Source organism: Acidovorax sp. 59 (assembly GCF_002754175.1).
Lineage (GTDB): Bacteria > Pseudomonadota > Gammaproteobacteria > Burkholderiales > Burkholderiaceae_C > Acidovorax > Acidovorax delafieldii.
The window spans coordinates 4,032,022-4,052,210 of sequence record NZ_PEET01000001.1; the positions used below are offsets into that span (position 1 = coordinate 4,032,022).

At 66.9% G+C, this 20,189-nt stretch carries 15 protein-coding genes; 7 read left to right on the forward strand and 8 right to left on the reverse strand.

Going from position 1 to position 20,189, the window contains the following annotated elements; all coding sequences use genetic code 11:
* Nucleotides 1-90: 90 nt before the first annotated feature.
* From CLU87_RS18360 to CLU87_RS18380, 5 genes are all read right to left on the reverse strand, one after another.
* Nucleotides 91-1,392 (reverse strand): triacylglycerol lipase, encoded by a 1,302-nt coding sequence (locus CLU87_RS18360; protein WP_233193816.1) that lies wholly within the window; start codon nucleotides 1,390-1,392, stop codon nucleotides 91-93.
* A 41-nt stretch (nucleotides 1,393-1,433) separates the two neighbouring features.
* Complete coding sequence (locus CLU87_RS18365) at nucleotides 1,434-2,294, reverse strand: pseudouridine synthase (RefSeq protein ID WP_233194301.1); 861 nt, start codon at nucleotides 2,292-2,294, stop codon at nucleotides 1,434-1,436.
* A 323-nt stretch (nucleotides 2,295-2,617) separates the two neighbouring features.
* Complete coding sequence (locus tag CLU87_RS18370; RefSeq protein WP_099731392.1) at nucleotides 2,618-4,954, reverse strand: bifunctional diguanylate cyclase/phosphodiesterase; 2,337 nt, start codon at nucleotides 4,952-4,954, stop codon at nucleotides 2,618-2,620.
* Nucleotides 4,951-5,559, reverse strand: a complete 609-nt coding sequence (locus CLU87_RS18375; protein ID WP_099732238.1) for a methylamine utilization protein — start codon at nucleotides 5,557-5,559, stop codon at nucleotides 4,951-4,953. Before CLU87_RS18375 ends, CLU87_RS18370 begins: the two co-directional genes overlap by 4 nt.
* Before the next feature lie 59 nt (nucleotides 5,560-5,618).
* Complete coding sequence (locus CLU87_RS18380) at nucleotides 5,619-6,512, reverse strand: DUF4394 domain-containing protein (protein ID WP_099731393.1); 894 nt, start codon at nucleotides 6,510-6,512, stop codon at nucleotides 5,619-5,621.
* Between the two features lie 405 nt (nucleotides 6,513-6,917).
* Between CLU87_RS18380 and CLU87_RS18385 the strand changes: the two genes are divergently transcribed.
* Nucleotides 6,918-8,633, forward strand: coding sequence for a methyl-accepting chemotaxis protein (locus tag CLU87_RS18385; RefSeq protein ID WP_099731394.1), 1,716 nt, complete (start codon nucleotides 6,918-6,920; stop codon nucleotides 8,631-8,633).
* Between the two features lie 99 nt (nucleotides 8,634-8,732).
* Here the strand turns inward: CLU87_RS18385 and CLU87_RS18390 are convergent, their stop codons facing one another.
* The gene (locus CLU87_RS18390) at nucleotides 8,733-9,458 is read right to left on the reverse strand and encodes a Crp/Fnr family transcriptional regulator (RefSeq protein WP_056059696.1); all 726 of its coding nucleotides are present in this window, start codon (nucleotides 9,456-9,458) and stop codon (nucleotides 8,733-8,735) included.
* A 165-nt stretch (nucleotides 9,459-9,623) separates the two neighbouring features.
* On the opposite strand from CLU87_RS18390, the gene CLU87_RS18395 reads away from it, so the two are divergent.
* Nucleotides 9,624-10,835 carry an ABC transporter substrate-binding protein gene (locus CLU87_RS18395; RefSeq protein ID WP_099731395.1) on the forward strand — a complete coding sequence of 404 codons (1,212 nt, stop codon included), beginning with the start codon at nucleotides 9,624-9,626 and terminating at the stop codon, nucleotides 10,833-10,835.
* Between the two features lie 134 nt (nucleotides 10,836-10,969).
* Here CLU87_RS18395 and CLU87_RS18400 read toward each other — a convergent pair whose 3' ends face one another.
* Both CLU87_RS18400 and CLU87_RS18405 read right to left on the reverse strand, forming a co-directional pair.
* On the reverse strand, nucleotides 10,970-11,785 hold the full coding sequence (locus tag CLU87_RS18400) for a general secretion pathway protein GspB (protein WP_099731396.1): 816 nt from the start codon (nucleotides 11,783-11,785) through the stop codon (nucleotides 10,970-10,972).
* A 5-nt stretch (nucleotides 11,786-11,790) separates the two neighbouring features.
* The gene (locus tag CLU87_RS18405) at nucleotides 11,791-13,533 is read right to left on the reverse strand and encodes an ExeA family protein (protein ID WP_099731397.1); all 1,743 of its coding nucleotides are present in this window, start codon (nucleotides 13,531-13,533) and stop codon (nucleotides 11,791-11,793) included.
* 181 nt (nucleotides 13,534-13,714) lie between these two features.
* On the opposite strand from CLU87_RS18405, the gene CLU87_RS18410 reads away from it, so the two are divergent.
* From CLU87_RS18410 to CLU87_RS18430, 5 genes are all read left to right on the forward strand, one after another.
* The gene (locus CLU87_RS18410; RefSeq protein ID WP_056745640.1) at nucleotides 13,715-15,661 is read left to right on the forward strand and encodes a long-chain fatty acid--CoA ligase; all 1,947 of its coding nucleotides are present in this window, start codon (nucleotides 13,715-13,717) and stop codon (nucleotides 15,659-15,661) included.
* Between the two features lie 35 nt (nucleotides 15,662-15,696).
* Entirely contained in the window at nucleotides 15,697-16,482 is a 786-nt protein-coding gene (locus tag CLU87_RS18415) for an ABC transporter ATP-binding protein (protein ID WP_056060064.1), read from the forward strand.
* Nucleotides 16,483-16,497: 15 nt separating this feature from the next.
* Nucleotides 16,498-17,427, forward strand: a complete 930-nt coding sequence (locus CLU87_RS18420) for a branched-chain amino acid ABC transporter permease (protein ID WP_099731398.1) — start codon at nucleotides 16,498-16,500, stop codon at nucleotides 17,425-17,427.
* A gap of 28 nt (nucleotides 17,428-17,455) precedes the next feature.
* Complete coding sequence (locus CLU87_RS18425) at nucleotides 17,456-18,532, forward strand: branched-chain amino acid ABC transporter permease (RefSeq protein WP_056059708.1); 1,077 nt, start codon at nucleotides 17,456-17,458, stop codon at nucleotides 18,530-18,532.
* A 126-nt stretch (nucleotides 18,533-18,658) separates the two neighbouring features.
* Nucleotides 18,659-19,987 (forward strand): ABC transporter substrate-binding protein, encoded by a 1,329-nt coding sequence (locus CLU87_RS18430; RefSeq protein WP_056059709.1) that lies wholly within the window; start codon nucleotides 18,659-18,661, stop codon nucleotides 19,985-19,987.
* Nucleotides 19,988-20,189 lie beyond the last annotated feature (202 nt).

The window sequence follows — 20,189 nt, forward strand, 5'->3', positions numbered from 1 at the left end:
CTCCTTGTTACGTAGCGCACCGCGACATGGTAGCCGCGCCCCGGCCCCTGGCAAGCGCCGCCTGCGTCAAAAAGCAGGCCGCCCAGGTACTCATGCCTGCATCCATTCCTGAAGCTGCCGGGCCACGCCCGCATCTGCCAGCAGGTCCAGGTGGCCCAGGCGGTAGAACACCGCCTGCCGGGGCTTGGCAAAGCCCAGCGTCCTCTCGGGATCATCGTGGATGCCCAGCGCACTGTGCAAGGGCACCAACCCGTCCCCCACCAGCCGCTCGCCCACCGGGCTGCGCCGCGCAGCCAGGGTGGCCGCCACCGCGTGGCACGCCACGGCGGAAGGCAGCGGCACCGGGGTGCGCTGGTCGGGGCTTTTGCGAAAGCGATCGCGCCCCTGCCAGTCCGTATCGAGCACATGGCCGTAGCGCAGGTCGGTGATGCCCGCACTGCGCAACTGGGCCAGGCGGGCAAAGGGGCGTGAGTACGCGGTGCTGCCCAGCAGCACATCCACCCAGTGGCCCGCGCGCTCCAGGGGCGCGCCGTGGTGCGGGGTGCCCAGAAAAACCAGGTGGCGCAGCCGGGGCAACCAGCCGCCGGAGCCCGCCGGGGCCTGTGCGGCATGGTGACAGGCGCTGCGCGCCACCAGCCCACCCATGCTGTGGGCCAGGATGGACAACTCCGTCACCGGCACGGGCCACGAAGCCACCAGGGATGCAAGCAGGGCCGATAACTCGGCACCGTTGGTGGATGTGTGCTGGCCGGTGTTGTAGCGCAGGTAGACAGGGGTATAGCCCAGGACCTCGGCCAGATGGGCGCCATGGTCGTGGCCATGGCGCAGCCACTGCAGGTCGTTCATGCACAGGCCATGCACCAGCACCAGGAGCTTGCCCGTGGCGGCGCCCGGTGCAGCCAGCGCGCGCAAGTCCAGGGGCAGACCGTGCTGGTACCAGCCCATCTGCGTGCACAGCGGGTTGCCGTCGCGTTGCAGGCGGTCGCCCATCACGCCATTGAGCGCGGCGATGACCGCCTCGCGCTCCCAATGCACTGCGTCGGATGGCGTGGCCGGAGCAAAAAACGGCTCCAGCCGCGCCAGCCCGGCCTGCAGGCCCGCATCCACCAGCTGCGTTACCCCCCGGATGCTTTGGTACACCAACCCGGTCAGCCCCCGCGTACGACCCGGCTGGTCACCGCCCGGCAGCCCCAGCGTGCCCAGCACCGACTGGTGCACCCCCTCGGCCACCCGGCTGATGCCGGTGGTGGCCTGCGCGGCCAGGCGCGCGACACCGCGCAGGTCGGACGCCCGCAACTGACGCAGCGGGTTGGCGTTCGCTGCAGTGGCGCCGTCGACCGGAGGGACAGAAGCAGCAGGCTTGCGCGGCCGGGGTGTGGACGGTGGGGGCATGAAAGGGCTCCGTTTGAAAAGTGTCAGGGAGCCCGGGGCTCTCAGAACCGCTCGTTGGGCGAAAGATAACGCCACTGCCCCACAGGCAGGTTGCCCAAGGTCACGCGGCCGATGCGGATGCGCTTGAGACCCACCACCTTGAGCCCCACCAGTTCGCACATGCGGCGGATCTGGCGTTTTTTGCCCTCGGTGAGCACAAAACGCAGCTGCTCGGGGTTTTGCCAATCGACCTTGGCGGGCTTGAGCGGTTCGCCGTCGAGGCTCAGGCCATGGCGCAGGCGTTCCAGCAACTCTCGGGGAAACACCGCCTGCACATTGGTGCTGACCGGGTCACGCTCGTCGATTTCCTGCAGCGGCGCGGAGCGCTCGCCGGGGTGGCGTGGCACCGCCTGACCGGGGGCCTGGTAGACCACGCGCACCAGGTACTCCTTTTCCATCTCGGAGTCCTCGCCAATGATCTGCCGGGCCACGCGGCCGTCCTGGGTCAGCACCAAGAGGCCCACAGAGTCGATATCGAGCCGCCCGCAAGGTGCCAGGCCCCGCAGCTGCGGCGGGGAGAAGCGGTTGCGGCTGGGGTCATCGCGCCAGTGGGTGCGGGGGTTGATCAGCGCCACGGCGGGCGTGTGACCGTCCTCGGCCTGGCCGCTCACATAGCCAATGGGCTTGTTCAGCAGGATGGTGACGCGCTGCTCCTGGAAACCCTGGGCAATCTTGTCCACCTCGATGCGATCGGCCGCCGTGACCTGCTGGCCCATGGTCGCCACCACGCCGTTGACCTTGACCCAGCCCTGCTCCACCCAGTCGTCGGCCTCGCGGCGCGAGCACAGGCCCAGCTCGGCCATGCGCTTGTTCAGGCGCGAGGTGGGCAAGCCGCCCACGGTGCTGGTGGCAGGCGCAGGCACCTGGCGCACGGGCGCCACAAAGGCGCCTGACGCGACGCGGTAGCTGGACGGCGCTGTAGCGCGGGAGGGACGGGGGGCCCTGGGTGGCGGCGCAGGCCGTGCAGGCGCAGGCTTGGCCGCCAGGGTCGGGCGGCGCAGCACGGGACGCGCGGCAGGCGCAGAGGAAGAAGCAGGCGTGGAGCCGCCAGCGTCAGAGGCTGGGGCAGCAGCGGAGCCCGCAGGCGGGCGAGAGGAGGAGGAAGACATTGCGTGTATTTTCGCCTGTGAACTGCTTTGAACAGGTTCTTAGCCCCCAAACTTGAGATGCAACGGCCTGGCGCCAGCTACCCCTGGCGGGCCTGCCAGGCCAGGAAATCATCCACCGGCAGGGGCCGCGCAATGTGATACCCCTGCGCCTCGTCGCAGGCCAGGAGGCGCAGGCGCTCCAGGATGGCGGCTGTCTCCACGCCTTCGGCCACCACTGTGAGCCCGAGGTTGTGCGCCAGGTCGATGGTCGAGCGCACGATCATCGCGTCGTCTTCGCCCGTCTCCATGCCCATCACAAATGACTTGTCGATCTTGAGCTCATCGACCGGCAGGCGCTTGAGGTAGGCCAGCGACGAATAGCCCGTGCCGAAATCGTCGATGGACAGCTTGAAACCCTGCTCCGACAGGCGGTTGAGCATGGCCTCGGCGCGCTGCGGGTCGTCCATGATCGCGCTTTCGGTGATCTCCAGGCAAAAGGCACTGGCCGCCACTCCGTGGCGCGCCAGGATGTCAGCCAGCCGGTGGCTCAACTCGGGGTCGAGAAGGTCGCGGGTGGAGAGGTTGACCGACACCCTGAGCGGCAGGCCCTGCGTGCGCGGGTCGGCCAGCAGGCGCGCGACTTCTTCAAACATCCACAGCGTGAGGTGGCGCACAAACCCGGTCTGCTCGGCAAACGGGATGAACTGCATGGGCGGCACCAGCCCGCGCTGCGGGTGCTGCCAGCGCACCAGCGCCTCGGCCGCCAGGCCCGGCTGCCCGTGCAAGGGCACCTTGGGCTGCAGGTACAGGCGCAACTCATGGTGCTCCACGGCGTGGCGCAGCTCGGTCAGCAGCGACAGGGTCTGCGCACTGGACGAATCAAACGCTGCGTCGTACTGCAGGGCTCCGCTGAGCTTGCGCTTGGCGGCATACATGGCGATTTCAGAGCGGCTGAGCAGCGTGTCGGCGTCACCCGCATTGCCCGGCCAGCAGGCAAAACCAATGCCTGCGCTCAGGTCCACCGTCTGGTCCTCAAAGGCCAGCGGTTCCTCGAACGACTGGTTGATGCGCTGGGCAATCTCGTGTGCCGCAGCGGCATCGGCGCGCTGCAGCAGGATGGCGAACTCATTGCCCCCCAGGCGCGCCACCATGTCATCGGGCGAACGCACCTGCTGGCTCAGACGCTCGGCCACGGCCTGCAGCAGGCGGTCGCCAAAGGCGTAGCCCAGCACGTCGTTGACATGCTTGAAGCGGTCCAGGTCCAGCGTGAGCACGGCCAGCGGCTGCGCAGGATCGGCACTTGCGGCGATGGCCTGCACCACGGCGTCACGAAAGCGCTCCCGGTTGGGCAGGCCCGTCAGGCGGTCCCAGTAGGCCAGGCGGCGGATTTCGGTTTGCTGCGCGCCGATGTCCACGCGCATGTGGTCGAACGAGCGCGCCAGGTTGCCGATCTCGTCCGTGCGGTCGGTGTGCTCTAGCGGCACATCGTATTCACCGCGCGAGAGCCGCTGCGTGGCCGCCAGCAGCGAGCGCAGGGGCGTGGTGAGCCGTTGCGCCACCAGGCCCGTGCCTGCCGCAAACAGCAGCACGCCCGCCACGGTGATGATGGCCAGCAACACCTGCAGCTGGCGATAAGGCGCCACCACCTCGTCCACCGAACGCAGCAGCAGCGAGTGCACCTCCCCCCCCACGCTGTCGAGCTTGCTGGAGCGCGCAAGCAAGGTGCCCTCGACTGTCTGCAGCTCGCCTGCCGCGCCACCGGTGCTCAGCAGCAAGGCCCGCGCATCTGCGGGCAAGGTGCTGACCGACAGGGTCATCGCTCCCTCCGGGGACTTGATCATCAGGGCCACATGCACCGACAAGAGCTGCCGCATTTCGTCGGCACGCGACTGGTCGATGCGAAAACCCATCAACACCCAGCCAATGACCACCGGCGCACGCATGGGCACCATCACGAACTGGTAGGGCACGCCATCCATCACCGCAATCTGGCTGCCCTGGGGCTGCTGCGCCAGGCGCGGCACCACCTGCCGCAGCGTGGCCGGGAATTGCTCCATGCTGTCGGACAGGCTGACCGCGCGCAGCTCCAGGTCCGTTCCGAGCAGCGCAGTCACGGCTGCGCCGATGCGGCTGCCATGGTTCTCCAGCACCGACTGGATGGTTTCCTCGTCCCCCGAGTTGACCGCCGAGCGAAAGCCATAGTCAGCCGCGAGCAGGGCCGATCCCTGGCGCAGCTGCTCGGCATTCTGGTCGAGCAGGCGGCGCCAGATGTTTTCGTCCAGGTCCAGGGCCCGCGCGATCTGGGCGCGGGCATTGCGGTCGATGGAGGCCCGCACCACGGCAAACCCTGCCGCCTGCACGATGAGCAGCAGCAGCAGCGACAACCCCACCAACCGCAGGATCAGGCTGCGCCGGGCCAGGCGCAGCCGCTTCAAGGTTGCAACCCCGTCATGCGCACCGACGCCATGGCGGAGCCTGTTGCGGGCACGGTCAGCGCCTGCTCCAGGGCTGGGGCACCCACCGGCAGGCGGGTGTGCCAGGTGCGCAGCGTGTAGGTGCCGGGCGGCACATTGTCGAGCTGCGCCTTGCCCGTGGCGGCGGGGGTACGGGCGTAGTACGGCGTGTCCACCACCAGCACCCAGCCCACCATCTGGTCATGGATGTTGCAGCCCAGGGCCACCACACCGGCCTTGTCAAACAGCACCGGGTTGGATGGCGTGCCGCTGTAGAGCTTGAGTTCGAACTTCTTGGCCGGCGAGAAGGAGTACACATGGTGCCGCACCGAGTCGCGGTTGGGGAACAGCACCTCGGTGCCCACCGGCACCACCAGCAGGCCGGGCACAAACTGCCGTTTCTCCTGCGCCATCTCCACACCGGTCAGCGGTTTGACCTGCTTGCGCGCCTCGGCCGAGTCCAGGAACACCACCGCATCGGCCACAGGCTTGCCCGCAGCGTCGGACACATCCACCTGCACGGTGCCTGCCTGTGCGCCGCCGGCCACCAACGCCAGCGCAGCGAGTGCCGCTGACGAGGTACGCATGGCGTGACGCAAGGCTTGGTGCACCGCGCGCGGCCGCAGCGTCGGCAGGCCGTCCGGCCTCATGGTTCGATCGCCAGGCCCACCAGGGGCGCGCCATCGCCCACCAGGCCCAGGGGGCGGGTGGCGCCGGTTGCCAGGTCCACCTGGTGCAGCCGGGTCTGGATATCGGCGGCGGTGCGCACGGCGATGAGAGCGGTGTTGCCCACGTCGGCGATGTCAAAACCCACGTCCGTGAGCGGCCCCAGCCCCAGCGGGCCCACGGTGCGCAGCTGCCCGGCGTTGGGCGACACCACGGGCTGGGTGCCCTCGCGCGAGCCCTGCATCACCAGCACGCCCAGCGCACGGTCGATGGCGTAGTTGGTGGTGATCTTGCTGTCGTTGGGGTTGTAGGTGTAGGCGGCACCGGCAATGTCGGGCCTGCGGCGGGCGTTGACGTCGCCCCAGGCGTAGCGCAGGCTGGGGTCGGGCTGCACCCCTTCCACCGCAGTGTCGCCATCGACCACCGCCCCGGTGTCGGGGTGCAGACGCAGGTTCTGGCCGGTGTTTGACACCACCCGGATACGGTCGGCTGCCGGGTTGAAATCAAAGCCGAAGACTGCGCCTTGCAGCGCCAGCGCGGCGGGTGCAGGGCCCACCGGGCGCAGCGCGCCGGTGGGGATGTCGAGCGTGTACAGGCGGCCCGCCTGCGACAGCGCATAGAGCACGCCCTTGGCCACGCGGAAGTCGATGCCCACCAGCCGCTCGCCTGGCGCCAGGCCCGTCACGGGGCGCCGCTCCAGGATGCGCTCGGGCTGCGCGGCCTGGAAGGTAATGAGCTCATGCGAGGCCGTCACGGCCACCAGGGTATCGCGCAAACCGGTGTCGTGCCGGGGTGCCGCACAGCCGGCCAGCAAGGCCAGGGCGGCTGCAGCGAGGGTGGTGCGCAGCGTGGAGGAGGGAAAAAACGGATGCATGAAAGACCTCGCAAGTGTTACAGGTTTATACCTGATCGGTAGCGCCCGTGGCGTGGGCAAGGGCAAACCCCAAGCCCCACATTCACTTTGTTTTTGATAGCAACACAGGTATTCATTACAGGCGACTGCGATGGTTTTGCGAATAATTTCAGCACCACCTTCTGTTGCACTTTGGCGCCAGTGCACCAGGGTCGTGCGGCGCGGCATTTGTAACAAACACGGCTATGCAGATCGGGCATGGGACCATCCTCAACGCTCATGACACATTTTGTTGTTATTGCCTACACTGCACCGACTCCAGCGCCCGTTCAACGGACGCGCGGCGGCCGGTGGGCACCGTTATTGCTTTGCGCAGAGGCCCCCGTTTGATCACGCTTTGATCCTTTTCGATACCCAAGGACCCCCATGCCGGCTGCTTCCACCTTCAAATCCCTGTCGATTTCCAGCCGGCTCAGCCTGGGGTTCGGCTGCATGCTGGTACTCCTGGTGGCGGTGGCGGCAGTGGGCCAGCTGTCCGTGGGCAAAGTGCACGATCAGATGACGCAGATCACCGGAGTGGGCGCCAACAAGGCCAAGCTGGTCAACGGCATGCTGGAAAGCGTGAGCGCCATCGGCATCCAGAGCCGCTCCGCCGCCATGCTCAACGACATCGACCCCAAGCAGGCGCGCGAGCAGATCGGGGCCGTGGGCAAGACGCTCAAAGAATACGCCACGCAAGAAGCTGCTTTGACCCAGTTGCTCACCCCTGCCACGGCCACCCCCGCAGAACTCAAGCTGCTGACCGAGGTGCAGGCCCTGGGCGGCAAGACCCGCCCCGAACTGGACAGCGCCATCAAGGCCGCTGACGACGGCGACACCGTGAGCGCCACGCTGGCGCTGATGACACGCGTGGCCCCCGCAGAAACCGCCTGGCGCGCCAAGCTGCGCGAACTGATCGAGCTGCAAAACACCTTGAATGCCGAGGCCACGGTCTCGGCAGAGCAAACCCAGAGCAGTGCCCGCGTGGTGGGTGGGCTGCTGGTGCTGCTGGCCATCGGGCTGGGCGCGCTGATTGCCTGGCGCATCACGGCCAGCATCACCGCCCCCATTGGCCGCGCAGTCGTGGTGGCCGAACGCATTGCACGCGGCGACCTCACCTCGCAGGTCGAAGTGCGTATCCACGACGAAACTGGCCGCCTGCTCGAAGCCATTGCCGCCATGCAGGAGCGCCTGCGCACCCTGGTGGGCGAAATCGGCCAGACCGCCGACTCCATCCTGGTGGCCAGCTCCGAAGTGGCTTCGGGCAACCTGGACCTGAGCCAGCGCACCGAACAGACCTCGCACAACCTGCAGGGCGCCGCGACAGCGCTGGTGGACCTGACCGGCACGGTGTCGCAAAGCGCCGACTCGGCCCGCCAGGCCAACCAGCTCGCGTCCACCGCGTCCGATGCGGCCACACGCGGCGGCGAAGTGGTGGGCCAGGTGGTGCGCACGATGGACACCATCAGCGCCAGCTCGCGCAAGATCGCCGACATCATCAGCGTGATCGATGGCATCGCGTTCCAGACCAACATCCTGGCGCTGAACGCCGCCGTGGAGGCCGCCCGTGCGGGCGAGCAGGGCCGCGGCTTTGCGGTGGTGGCGGGCGAGGTGCGTAACCTGGCGGGGCGCTCGGCCCAGGCCGCGCGCGAAATCAAGGCGCTGATCGGAACCAGCGTGGACCAGGTGCAAGAGGGCAGCGCGCTCGTCAACCACGCCGGCAAGACGATTGAAGAACTGGTGCAGTCGGTGCGCCGCGTCTCCGACATCATGGGCGAGATCACGGCGGCCACGCAGGAGCAAAGCCAGCGCATCGGGCATGTGAGCCAGTCGGTGGGTGTGCTGGAAGAAATGACCCAGCAGAACGCCGCCCTGGTGGAGGAAGGCGCAGCCGCTGCCGACAGCCTCAAGGATCAGGCCGGGCGCCTGACACAGATGGTGGGTACCTTCCGCCTGACGCGCGACGGCGGCGACGAAAACAGCTGGGGCACAGCCAGCGCCTCCGCATCGCCCACCGCAGTGCCAGCGCCCACGCGCACGGCAGCCCCGCGCCATCTGGCCTCAGCCCCATCATCCCGCGCTCCCGCACTGCCACGTAGCTGACGGGACCTTCAATCGGGCGCACTCCACGCCAGGGGCGCCAAGCAAGGACCGCCCCGCAGCGAGGGCGTCGCCCCCCTAAGGGGGAAGGCGCACAGCGCCTCAGGGGGGAGTCACACTGGATCGCAACGCCGCCAGGTCCAGCACCCGCAGGCCGCCGTACTCCACCCGGATCGCCCCCTGCGCCTCCAGCGCCGCCAGCGCCTCGTTCACCCGCTGACGCGACAGCCCCACCAGATAGGCCAGCTCTTGCTGCGTGATACGCAGCACCTCGCCCACGCCCGGGTACAGCACGGGGTTGAACAGCGACGCCAGGCTGCGCGCCACACGCACATCGGGATTGTTCAGGCGGTCGATCTCGCGGGCTGCAATGAACTGGCCCAAGCGCTCGTTGAGCTGGTTCATCACAAAGCGGTTGAAGCCGATGGAGTGGTCCAGCAGCCAGTGAAAGCTGTCAATCGGCAGCCCGGCCACCACGCTCTTGCGCAGGGCCTGGATGTTGTAGCGGTAGGGCTCGCGCTTGATGGTGGTGCCCTCGCCAAACCAGCCGCCGGGCGGCAGGCCCGCATAGGTCATGGTCTGGCCCTGGGCGTTGTCGGTGCTCATCTTGAGCAGGCCCTCCACCACCCCAAACCAGTAGGTCACCGGGCGCCCCACTCGGCACACATAGTCGCCCGCCTTGGCGTCCCCCACCAGCAACGAGGCCACGGCGCGCTCTCGCTCGGCGGGCAGCAGCAAGTCGAGCCACGGAATACCGTCAAGCTCCTGCGGCGTGGGCGAACGGCGCCGCTGGTGCAGCGACAGGTCCTGGTGGGTGCGTGGGTCCATGGCGCAAAGGTTCTCACGAAAAAGGGCGCCCGAAGCCGCCCCGGCATGCGGGAATACCACGATCCCAATTGTCGCCAGACCGACAAAAAAATGCCAATCGTGACGGGATGATGTCGCCTCGCGCCCCGCCCGTACAGGGCCGGAGCCCCCGAGGAGACAAGCACCATGACCCAACACCCTTCCATCACCGCACGCACCGTCCCACCCGCGCCCACCGCGCCGCGCCCCCTGGCCCGCCGCCAGGTGCTGGCCGCCGCAGCCGCCACCGCAGCGGCCGTCGGCCTGCCCGGGCTGGGCTGGAGCGGCGCGGCCCGCGCGCAGGAGGGCGCAATCAAGATCGCGCAATCCACCGCCCTCACCGGCCCGCTGGGCGACCTGGGCTCGGCCATGCACCAGGGCGCCAAGGCCGCATTTGCGGGCATCAACGCGCGCGGCGGCGTGCATGGCAAGGCCATCGAACTCGTCACGCAGGATGACACCTACGACGTGCCCAAGGCGCTGGCCAATGTGGAGCAGTTTCTGGCCGACCCTGGGTACTTTGCGCTGTTCAACTGCATGGGCACGCCCATGATCGACGCCATGCTGCCCAAGGTGATCGAAAGCGGCATCCCGTTTTTTGCACCCTTCACCGGCGCACAGCTCAGCCGCACCAAGAACGCCCGCAACGTGTTCAACATCCGCGCCAGCTACGCCGACGAGGCCGAGAAGCTGGTGCAGCACCTGTCCACCATCGGCATCCAGCGCATTGGCATCGTCTACCAGAACAACTCGTTCGGCAAAGAGGTGTTCAACGCCGCCAAGCAGTCGATGGACCGGCTCAAGCTGCCTGAGGCCGTCACGGTGACCGTGGAGAACAATGCCTCGGACGCGGGCAGCGCCGCAGCCAAACTGGCGGGCGGCAACCTGGAGGCCATCGTGATTGGCCTGGCGGGCAAGCCCACGCTGGAGTTTGTGAAGGCGTTCCGCGCGCTCAAGCGGGGCGTGACGCTGTACGCGCTGTCGGTCATGGGCACCCCGGCCACCGTCAAAGCCCTGGGCGCGGACGCCACGGGCATGGCGATTTCGCAGGTGGTGCCCCTGCCCTCCAACGTGGTGATGCCCGTGGTGCGCGAATTCCAGGCCGCCTGGAAGGCCTCCGGCGCCACGGCCGAGCCCTCGCACCTGGCGCTGGAGGGCTACATCAACGCCCGCGTGTTTGCCGAGGCCCTGCAGCGCGCAGGCCGCAACCCCACGCGCGCGGCCTTCATCGACGCCACCTGGAACCTGAAAAAGTGGGACCTGGGCGGGTTCGAGATCAGCGCCAGCACGCCCGACCGCAACGCCTCGCGCTTTGTGGAGCTCACGCTGGTGGGGCGCGACGGGCGGTTCTTGCGATAGCCCTGGGTCCCCCCAGTTCTCAGCGAATGTGAGCGGCACAGGTGGCTCAGCGCATGCCCACACAATTGCTATCAATTAAATAGCTGCCAGCGCATATTGCACTAGCGCTACCGGCCAATTTTGCCCAAATACTGCTATTGCGAAGCCAATCCGTACCGGTAGCCCTTGAACGACCAGATGGTGCGGCCGGGCTCGATCTTCTCCAGCAGCAGGCCCGGCCCGGCCGGGTCGCCCTCGTGCAGCACCTGGCCGTTGACGATGGCCATGCGGTACACCGGGTTGCTGGAATAGGTGACCCCAGAGATCTTGAGCGACGGCAGCTGTGCCCGCACAGCCTCGGGCAGATCGGCCTGGGCAAACACGGTGCCCGTAGCCGCCGGGGCTGCTGAAGGAGCTGGACTGGCCGCAGCCATGTCGGGTACACGCGGCGCTGGGGCCGCAGGCACGCGCTCACGGGGGGCGGGCTCTGCAGGGCGTGACCGTTCGGAGTCTGTGGCGGGGGAGCGCGGCGCGACCGGGCTGCTGGACACCGGCGCGGGCCGCTCCCGCTGCGGTGCCGCCGCGCGGGGCGCGGCTGCCGGAGGGGGCGTCACCGCCGCCACCACCGCAGGGGCCGCTTCGGGGGCTGCTGGCAGAGCTGCAGGCGCTGCCGGCGGCGCCGTGGACGCTACCGCCGGCATGGACGGCGCCACAGCGGCGGATGTGGCGGGCGCGGCAGCAACAACGACGGTGCCCGCAGGCACCGGCCGCTGCATAAACCACCAGGTACCACCGGCCGCCACAGCAGCCACAACCACCACCGCCACGGCCACCAGCACCGGGCTGATGGCCGATCGCCCTGCCACCGGCACGGCACCGGGGACAGGCACCGCCGGGGTATGGATGCCGGGCACGGCGCCACGGCCGCGCTCAGCTTCTGCGCGCCGCAGCGCATCAAGGATGTAAGACACTGGGTTCAGCCTCCGGTGCGCAAGCGCGGTTCGCTCACGCCGTTGACACGGTTGAGCAGCATGAGGGTCAAGGGGCCCGCCCGGCCGTCCGGGGTCACCCCCTGGGCGAGCTGGAAGCGCTGGATGCGGGACTGGCGCTGGGCCGGCGTGGTCGCGCGGCCGGCTGCAGGTACGGCAGCCCGCGTGCCCCCGGCTGCAGCCGTGGCCAGTTGCTGGTCCAGCCAGGCGGCGCCAGCGGGGGTCTCCGCCAGGTCGCCTTTGTCGGGCATATCGGGCGGCGTGCGCCACAGCGTGGCGATGTCGCCGCGCCACACCTGGGCCAGCTCGGCCACGGGCACACGCACCGTGCGGCCCCCGCCTTCCAGCGTGGCCGTGTCGCCGTCCAGGCGGCGCAGCACGGCCGACACCGCCACGTCGCCCTCTTCGGACGGGAACAGCGTGAGCAGCACTGGGCGATCGATCTGCCGCACCAGGTTCAGGCCGGCGCGGCGGTTGCGATAACAGCGCAAGCCGTCGCGGGGCAATGCGGCGCAGGCGTCGGCACCATCGGCCACACTGGCACCCCAGGCCGAGGCCAGCGCCTGCCAGGCGGCGGTGTCGCTGGCGGGCAGTGCGGCCACAAACTGCTGCAGGTCCGACAGGGCCACCGGCGCTGCCCCGCGCGGGGCCGAAGCCCCTGACGCAGGGGCTGCGGGCATTACCCCCGCTGTGCTGGCAGCGCCGCTCGTTGGCGCGCTGGCAGATGTTTTGCTGGCCATGGCGCCCGCAGGCACGGCGGATGTCACGGCGCCTTGCCGAGACCATTGCGGCCAGGCCCCCAGGGCCCATCCGCCCGCCACCAGGGCTGCTCCCGCCACCACGCCCAGGCCCGTAACCGCCCAGCGCGGCCACAGGCCACGGGCGTTGCGCGCAGCAGCGGCCGACGCTGGCGCATCAAACACCTCAGCCGCCGCGCGCTGGACGATGCGGGCGCTGACCTCGCGCACCCCGGCGGCATAGGCACCCAGCAGCGCCCGGTCGCACAGCAGGTTGATGCGCCGGGGAATGCCGCGCGACAGCGCATGCACCCGCCGCAGGGCGCTGCGACTAAAGGGCAGCGGGCCTTGCAGGCCCGCCACGGCCAGGCGGTGGGCGATGTATTGCTGGGTCTCCTGCGCGCTCAGCGCATCGAGGTGAAAACGCGCAATCACCCGCTGGGCCAGTTGCTCCAAGGCCGGGCTGGCGACCATGGTGCGCAGCTCTGGCTGGCCGATCAGGATGATCTGCAGCAGCTTGCGCTCGCTGGTTTCCAGGTTGGTCAACAGGCGCAGCTGCTCCAGCACGTCGGCCGACAGGTTCTGCGCCTCGTCAATGATGAGCACGGTGTTGCGCCCGGCGCCATGCGCCGCGAGCAGCGAGGCATTGAGCGGGTCGATGTAATCCTTGACCGTTTCCACGCCTGCCACCGAGGGCCGGTGCGGCACGCCAAACTCGTCGCAGATGGAGCGCAGCAGCTCGCCCACGGTGAGCTTGGGGTTGAAGATGTAAGCGACGTTGCAATGCGGCGGGATCTGCTCCAGAAAGCAGCGGCACACCGTGGTCTTGCCCGCACCCACCTCGCCGGTCAGCAGCACAAAACCGCCGCCGGCGTCCAGGCCATACAGCAGGTGCGCCAGCGCCTCGCGGTGCCGCTCGCTCATGAACAGGTAGCGGGGGTCGGGGGCGATGGAGAACGGCGGGTGCTGAAGGCCGAAGAACGGGGCGTACATGCCCCGGAGGATACCGCCCGCCCGTGGGCAGGGTTTTACCCACCCGGGAGTTACCCCTAAATTGTCGTCGGCAAGACAAGATGACGTCAAAGTGGGTCCTAGCATTCCCCCATCGCGCAATCACAAGCTTGCGCGCCCGGCAGTCGCCGGGCTGACACCTTCTCACTTTCAGGAACCTGCAATGTTGACCACGTTCCCGCAACTGCTGCTCAAGCATGCCGCCGAGCGCCCCAATGCCCCGGCCCTGCGCGAAAAAGAATATGGCATCTGGCAAACCCACAGCTGGGCCGACCTGGTGCGCCTGGTGGAACAGGTAGCGGCCGGCCTGCACCTGGCGGGCCTGAAGCGCCATGAACACATGGTGGTAGTGGGCGCGAATCGCCCCCGCCTGTACGCCACCATGCTGGCCGCCCAGTCGCTGGGCGCCATCCCCGTGCCGCTGTACCAGGACGCGGTGGCGGCCGAATGCATCTTCCCGCTCAACAACGCCGAGGTGCGCTTTTGCCTGGTGGAAGACCAGGAGCAGGTGGACAAGCTGCTCGAAATCCGCGAGCAATGCCCGCAAATCTCCAACATCTTCTTTGACGACCCCCGCGGCCTGCGCAATTACGCAGAGCCCGGCCTGGCATCGCTGGATGCCCTGATCGAGTCCGGCAAGGCCTTTGCTGCAAAGAACCCCGGCTGGTTCAAGGCCGAGGTGGCCAAGGCCCAGCCCGGCGACGTGGCTGCAATGTTCTTCACCTCCGGCACCACGGGCAACCCCAAGGGCGTGGTCCACACCCACAGCACGCTGCTGGACCGCGCCAGTGCGGGCGCCGAGTTCGACAAGCTCACCAGCAGCGAAGAAGTGCTGGCCTACCTGCCACCCGCCTGGATCGGGCAGAACATCTTCAGCTATGCCCAGTGGCTGGCCTGCGGCTACGTGGTCAACTGCCCCGAGTCGGCCAGCACGGTGACCATCGATCTGAAGGAAGTGGGCCCCACCTACTACTTTGCGCCACCGCGCATCTTTGAAGGTCTGCTCACCAGCGTGATGATCCGCATGGAAGACGCGGGCGCCTTGAAGCGCAAGATGTTCGAGGCCTGCATGCGCGTCGCCAAACGCGTGGGCCCGGCGCTCATGGATGGCGAGCCCGTGGGCACCCTCGACCGCATCAAGTACGCGTTGGGCAATGTGCTGGTGTACGGCCCGCTGCGCAACAACCTAGGTTTCAGCCGCGTGCGCGTGGCCTACACGGCGGGCGAGGCCATCGGGCCTGACCTGTTCACCTTCTACCGCTCCATCGGCATCAACTTGAAGCAGCTGTACGGCTCCACAGAAACCGCCGTGTTCGTGTGCCTGCAGCCCGACAACCAGGCACGCGCCGACACGGTGGGCGTGCCGATTCGCGGTGTGGAAATCAAGGTGGCCGACAACGGCGAGATCCTGGTCAAGTCGGCAGGGTTGCTCAAGGAGTACTACAAGAACCCGGCCGCCACGGCGGAGGTGCTGACGGCCGACGGCTGGTACCACACCAGCGATGCGGGCTTTCTGGACGCCCACGGCCACCTCAAGATCATCGACCGCGTCAAGGACGTGGGCCGTATCATGGGCGGCGCCAACGACGGCGCCATGTTTGCGCCCAAGTACGTGGAGAACAAGCTCAAGTTCTTCCCGCACATCAAGGAAGTGGTGGCCCTGGGCGACAAGCGTGAGAAGGTCTGCGTGATGGTCAACATCGACTTCGACGCCGTGGGCAACTGGGCCGAGCGCCGCAACCTGCCCTACGCTGGCTACACCGACCTGGCCCAAAAACCCGAGGTCTACGAACTGATCCGCGAGTGCATCGAGAAGGTGAACGCCGACTTGGCCACCGACACCATGCTGGCTGGCAGCCAGGTCAGCCGCTTCCTGGTGCTGCACAAGGAGCTGGACGCCGACGACGGCGAACTCACCCGCACCAACAAGGTCCGCCGGGGCTTCATTGCCGACAAGTACGGCGTGCTGGTGGATGCGCTGTACGCAGGCCGCACCGAGCAGTACATCGAGACCCAGGTCAAGTTCGAGGACGGCCGCACCGGTAGCGTGAGCGCCACGCTCAAGCTGTCGGACACGAAGACATTTGCGCCTGTGAAGAGTGCCGCATGAAGCCCGCGCTCTACCCGCTGGAGAAGCCCCCCACCATGACCACTAAAAAGATCGGCGACGTCATCCTCGACGTCAAGAACATCAGCCTCCGGTTTGGCGGCGTGAAGGCGCTCACCGACATCTCCTTTAACGTCAAGGAGCATGAGATCCGCGCCATCATCGGCCCCAACGGCGCAGGCAAAAGCTCCATGCTCAACTGCATCAACGGCGTGTACACGCCGTCCGAGGGCTCCATCACCTTCCGGGGCAAGACGTTTGACCACATGAACTCGCGCCAGGTGGCCGAGATGGGCGTGGCGCGCACGTTCCAGAACCTGGCGCTGTTCAAGGGCATGAGCGTGATCGACAACATCATGACCGGCCGCAACCTCAAGATCAAAAGCAACCTGCTGATGCAGGCGCTGCGCATCGGCCCGGCCGAGCGCGAGGAAATCCGCCACCGCGAATACGTCGAGCACATCATTGACTTCCTGGAAATCCAGGCCTACCGCAAGACACCCGTGGGCCAGCTGCCCTACGGCCTGCAAAAGCGCGTGGACCTGGGCCGCGCCCTGGCCATGGAGCCGCAGGTGCTGCTGCTGGACGAGCCCATGGCCGGCATGAACGTGGAAGAAAAGCAGGACATGTGCCGCTTCATCCTGGACGTGAACGACGAGTTCGGCACCACCATCGTGCTGATCGAACACGACATGGGCGTGGTGATGGACATCAGCGACCGCGTGGTGGTGCTGGACTACGGCAAGAAGATCGGCGACGGCAGCCCCGACGAAGTGCGCAGCAACGAAGACGTGATCAGTGCCTATCTCGGCACCTCGCACTGATCAGGAGAAGACAACATGGCATTCTTTCTTGAAACACTGATCGGCGGCCTGATGGCCGGCATGCTGTATTCGCTGGTGGCGCTGGGCTTTGTGCTGATCTACAAAGCCTCGGGCGTGTTCAACTTTGCACAGGGCGCCATGGTGCTGTTCGCAGCGCTGGCCATGGCCCGTTTTTCCGAGTGGATCCCCAAGTGGACGGGCATCAGCAGCCCCATCGTGGCCAACCTGGCGGCCTTTGTGATCGCAGGCGCCATCATGTTTGTGGTGGCCTGGCTGATCGAGAAGCTGGTGCTGCGCCACCTCGTGAACCAGGAGGGCGCCACGCTGCTCATGGCCACGCTGGGCATTACCTACTTCATGGAAGGCCTGGGCCAGACGCTGTTCGGCAGCGACATCTACAAGATCGATGTGGGCATGCCCAAGGAGCCGATCTTCATGCTCGACAGCCTCTTTCAGGGCGGCATCCTGATCAACAAGGAAGACGTGATTGCCGCCGCCATTGCCGCCGCGCTGGTGGCCCTGCTGTCGGTGTTCTTCCAGAAGACTTCCACCGGCCGCGCGCTGCGCGCCGTGGCCGACGACCACCAGGCCGCCCAGTCCATCGGCATTCCGCTCAACCGCATCTGGGTGATCGTGTGGTGCGTGGCCGGTGTCGTGGCCCTCGTGGCCGGGATGATCTGGGGCAGCAAGCTGGGTGTGCAGTTCTCACTGACCACGGTGGCGCTGCGTGCGCTGCCCGTGGTGATCCTGGGCGGCCTCACCTCGGTGCCCGGCGCCATCATCGGCGGGCTGATCATCGGCGTGGGCGAGAAGCTCTCCGAGGTGTACCTGGGCCCCTTCGTGGGCGGGGGCATCGAGATCTGGTTTGCGTATGTGCTGGCGCTGGTGTTCCTCTTGTTCAGGCCACAGGGCCTGTTCGGAGAAAAGATCATTGACCGCGTGTAACGCATAACAACAAGAACAGGAGACTTCCATGCTCTACCGCGAAAACGGCCAGTTCAAGACGAGCTACCGCGCCGATCAGCAGATCTTTCCGATCGCGCAGGATCGCATTGCCATCGGCATCATCCTGGCCATTGCCTTCATCGCCGTGCCCATGCTGGCCAGCGACTACATCTTCCGCGCCATCCTGATCCCCTTTGTCATCATGGCGCTGGCGGCCCTGGGGGTGAACATCCTGGTGGGCTACTGCGGGCAGATCTCGCTGGGCTCGGGCGCCTTCATGGCCGTGGGAGCCTACGGCGCCTACAACTTCTTCGTGCGCTTTCCAGGCATGCCGCTGATCCCTGCACTGATCCTGGGCGGCCTGTGCGCCACGTTTTTCGGCATCCTGTTCGGGCTGCCCAGCCTGCGCGTCAAGGGGCTGTACCTGGCCGTGGCGACGCTGGCGGCGCAGTTCTTCAGCGACTGGATGTTCCTGCGCATCAAGTGGTTCACCAACAACTCCGACTCGGGGTCGGTGTCGGTCAACAACCTGCAGGTGCTGGGCATGCCCATCGAAAGCGCCACCAGCAAATACCTTTTCTGCCTGGCGTTGCTGGTCATCGTGGCCCTGCTGGCCAAGAACCTGGTGCGTGGCGCCATTGGCCGCGAGTGGATGGCGATTCGCGACATGGACGTGGCCGCCGCCGTGATCGGCATCCGCCCCATGTACGCCAAGCTCAGCGCGTTCGCGGTCAGCTCGTTCATCGTGGGCATGGCCGGTGCACTGTGGGCCTTTGTGCACCTGGGCGCGTGGGAGCCAGCAGCCTTCTCGGTGGAAATATCGTTCCGCCTCTTGTTCATGGTGATCATCGGCGGGCTGGGCTCGATCATGGGCGGCTTCTTTGGTGCGGCCTTCATCGTGGTGCTGCCCATCGTGCTTAACCAGTTCCTGCCGGCCTTCATGGGGCTCTTTGGCATCGAGGTGTCCACGGCGGGCGTCTCGCATGCCGAGCTGATGATCTTCGGTGCGCTGATCGTGTGGTTCCTCATCGTCGAACCCCATGGCCTGGCCAAGCTGTGGTCCACCGCCAAGCAGAAGCTGCGCCTGTGGCCCTTCCCCCATTGACCGGACGGCATTGCAGGAAACCCCTTACTCGCAAGTCCCGATACGTGCCTGTCGCATTGCCGCGTTAACTGTCTATCTGTCCTGTTTTTTCCCGTGCTTCAACACATTCATCCAAAGGAGACATCCATGAAGCTTTCGAAAATCGTGATCGCCGCTGCGGTGGTTGCTGCCGGTGCATCGTCCATCGCGACGAGCGCTTTCGCACAAGCCAAGGAGCAGTTCTTCCCGCTGCTGTCGTACCGCACCGGCCCCTATGCGCCCAACGGCGTGCCATGGGCCAACGGCAAGCAGGATTACATCAAGATGATCAATGCCCGCGACGGCGGCATCAATGGTGTGAAGCTGACTTTTGAAGAATGTGAGACGGGCTACGCCACGGACCGTGGCGTGGAATGCTATGAGCGCCTCAAGAGCCGCCCTGGCGTGTCGCTGTTCGACCCCCAGGCCACCGGCATCACGTTTGCGCTGACCGAAAAAGCCCCCGTGGACAAGATTCCGCTGATGACGCTGGGCTACGGCCTGTCGGTGGCGCAGGACGGCCAGGCATTCAAGTGGAACTTCCCGTTCATGGGCAGCTACTGGACCGGCGCCGACATCCTGATCCAGCACATTGGCAAGGCCAACGGCGGTCTGGACAAGCTCAAGGGCAAGAAGATTGCGCTGGTGTACCACGACAGCCCGTTTGGCAAGGAGCCTATCCCGCTGCTGCAGGAGCGCGCCAAGATGCACGGCTTTGAGCTGCAGATGCTGCCAGTGACAGCCCCTGGCGTGGAGCAGAAGGCCACCTGGCTGCAAGTGCGCCAGAGCCGCCCCGACTACGTGCTGCTGTGGGGCTGGGGCGTGATGAACTCCACCGCCCTGAAGGAAGCCCAGGCCACCGGCTACCCCCGCGACAAGATGTATGGCGTGTGGTGGGCTGGTGCCGAGCCCGATGTGCGTGACGTGGGCGAAGGCGCCAAGGGCTACAACGCGCTGGCCCTGAACACCTCGGGCCAGCAGCCCAAGGTGATCCAGGACATCCTGAAGAACGTGCACGACAAGGGCCAGGGCACGGGACCCAAGGACGAAGTGGGCTCGGTGCTGTACACCCGTGGCGTGATCATCCAGATGCTGGCCGTTGAATCGGTGCGCCGCGCGCAGGAGCGTTTTGGCAAGGGCAAGGTCATGACTGGCGAACAAGTGCGCTGGGGCATGGAAAACCTGGCCCTGGACCAGAAGAAGCTGGACGCGCTGGGCTTTGGCGGCGTGATGCGTCCGCTGTCCACCAGCTGCGCCGACCACATGGGCTCCACCTGGGCGCGCGTGCACACCTGGGATGGCAGCAAGTGGAACTTCTCGTCCGACTGGTACCAGGCCGATGAGCAGATCCTGAAGCCCATGGTCAAGGCCGGTGCGGACAAGTACCTGGCCGACAAGAAGATGACGCGCCGGGATGCGGCGGATTGCCAGTCTTGAGCTCATCCCCCTGAGCGGCTGCGCCGCTTCCCCCTTCTCTCTTAGCGCTTCGCGCTGCGGGAAGGGGGACGCCACCGGTGCGGCGGGGCGGCCCTTGCACGGTGGCACTGGTATTTCAGGCTGCGACCGTTTCAACGGCCAGTGATTCGCGGTTGCGCTCTCGGGAGCAGCCGCCAATCCAAAGGGTTGACCCACAGCCTTT

Coding starts and splice junctions, on each gene's coding strand:
- CLU87_RS18420 (WP_099731398.1), top strand. CDS start 16,498: ATGGCATTCTTTCTTGAAACACTGATCGGCGGCCTGATGGCCGGCATG.
- CLU87_RS18375 (WP_099732238.1), bottom strand. CDS start 5,559: ATGCGTACCTCGTCAGCGGCACTCGCTGCGCTGGCGTTGGTGGCCGGC.
- CLU87_RS18390 (WP_056059696.1), bottom strand. CDS start 9,458: ATGGACCCACGCACCCACCAGGACCTGTCGCTGCACCAGCGGCGCCGT.
- CLU87_RS18425 (WP_056059708.1), top strand. CDS start 17,456: ATGCTCTACCGCGAAAACGGCCAGTTCAAGACGAGCTACCGCGCCGAT.
- CLU87_RS18385 (WP_099731394.1), top strand. CDS start 6,918: ATGCCGGCTGCTTCCACCTTCAAATCCCTGTCGATTTCCAGCCGGCTC.
- CLU87_RS18360 (WP_233193816.1), bottom strand. CDS start 1,392: ATGCCCCCACCGTCCACACCCCGGCCGCGCAAGCCTGCTGCTTCTGTC.
- CLU87_RS18415 (WP_056060064.1), top strand. CDS start 15,697: ATGACCACTAAAAAGATCGGCGACGTCATCCTCGACGTCAAGAACATC.
- CLU87_RS18430 (WP_056059709.1), top strand. CDS start 18,659: ATGAAGCTTTCGAAAATCGTGATCGCCGCTGCGGTGGTTGCTGCCGGT.
- CLU87_RS18410 (WP_056745640.1), top strand. CDS start 13,715: ATGTTGACCACGTTCCCGCAACTGCTGCTCAAGCATGCCGCCGAGCGC.
- CLU87_RS18395 (WP_099731395.1), top strand. CDS start 9,624: ATGACCCAACACCCTTCCATCACCGCACGCACCGTCCCACCCGCGCCC.
- CLU87_RS18405 (WP_099731397.1), bottom strand. CDS start 13,533: ATGTACGCCCCGTTCTTCGGCCTTCAGCACCCGCCGTTCTCCATCGCC.
- CLU87_RS18380 (WP_099731393.1), bottom strand. CDS start 6,512: ATGCATCCGTTTTTTCCCTCCTCCACGCTGCGCACCACCCTCGCTGCA.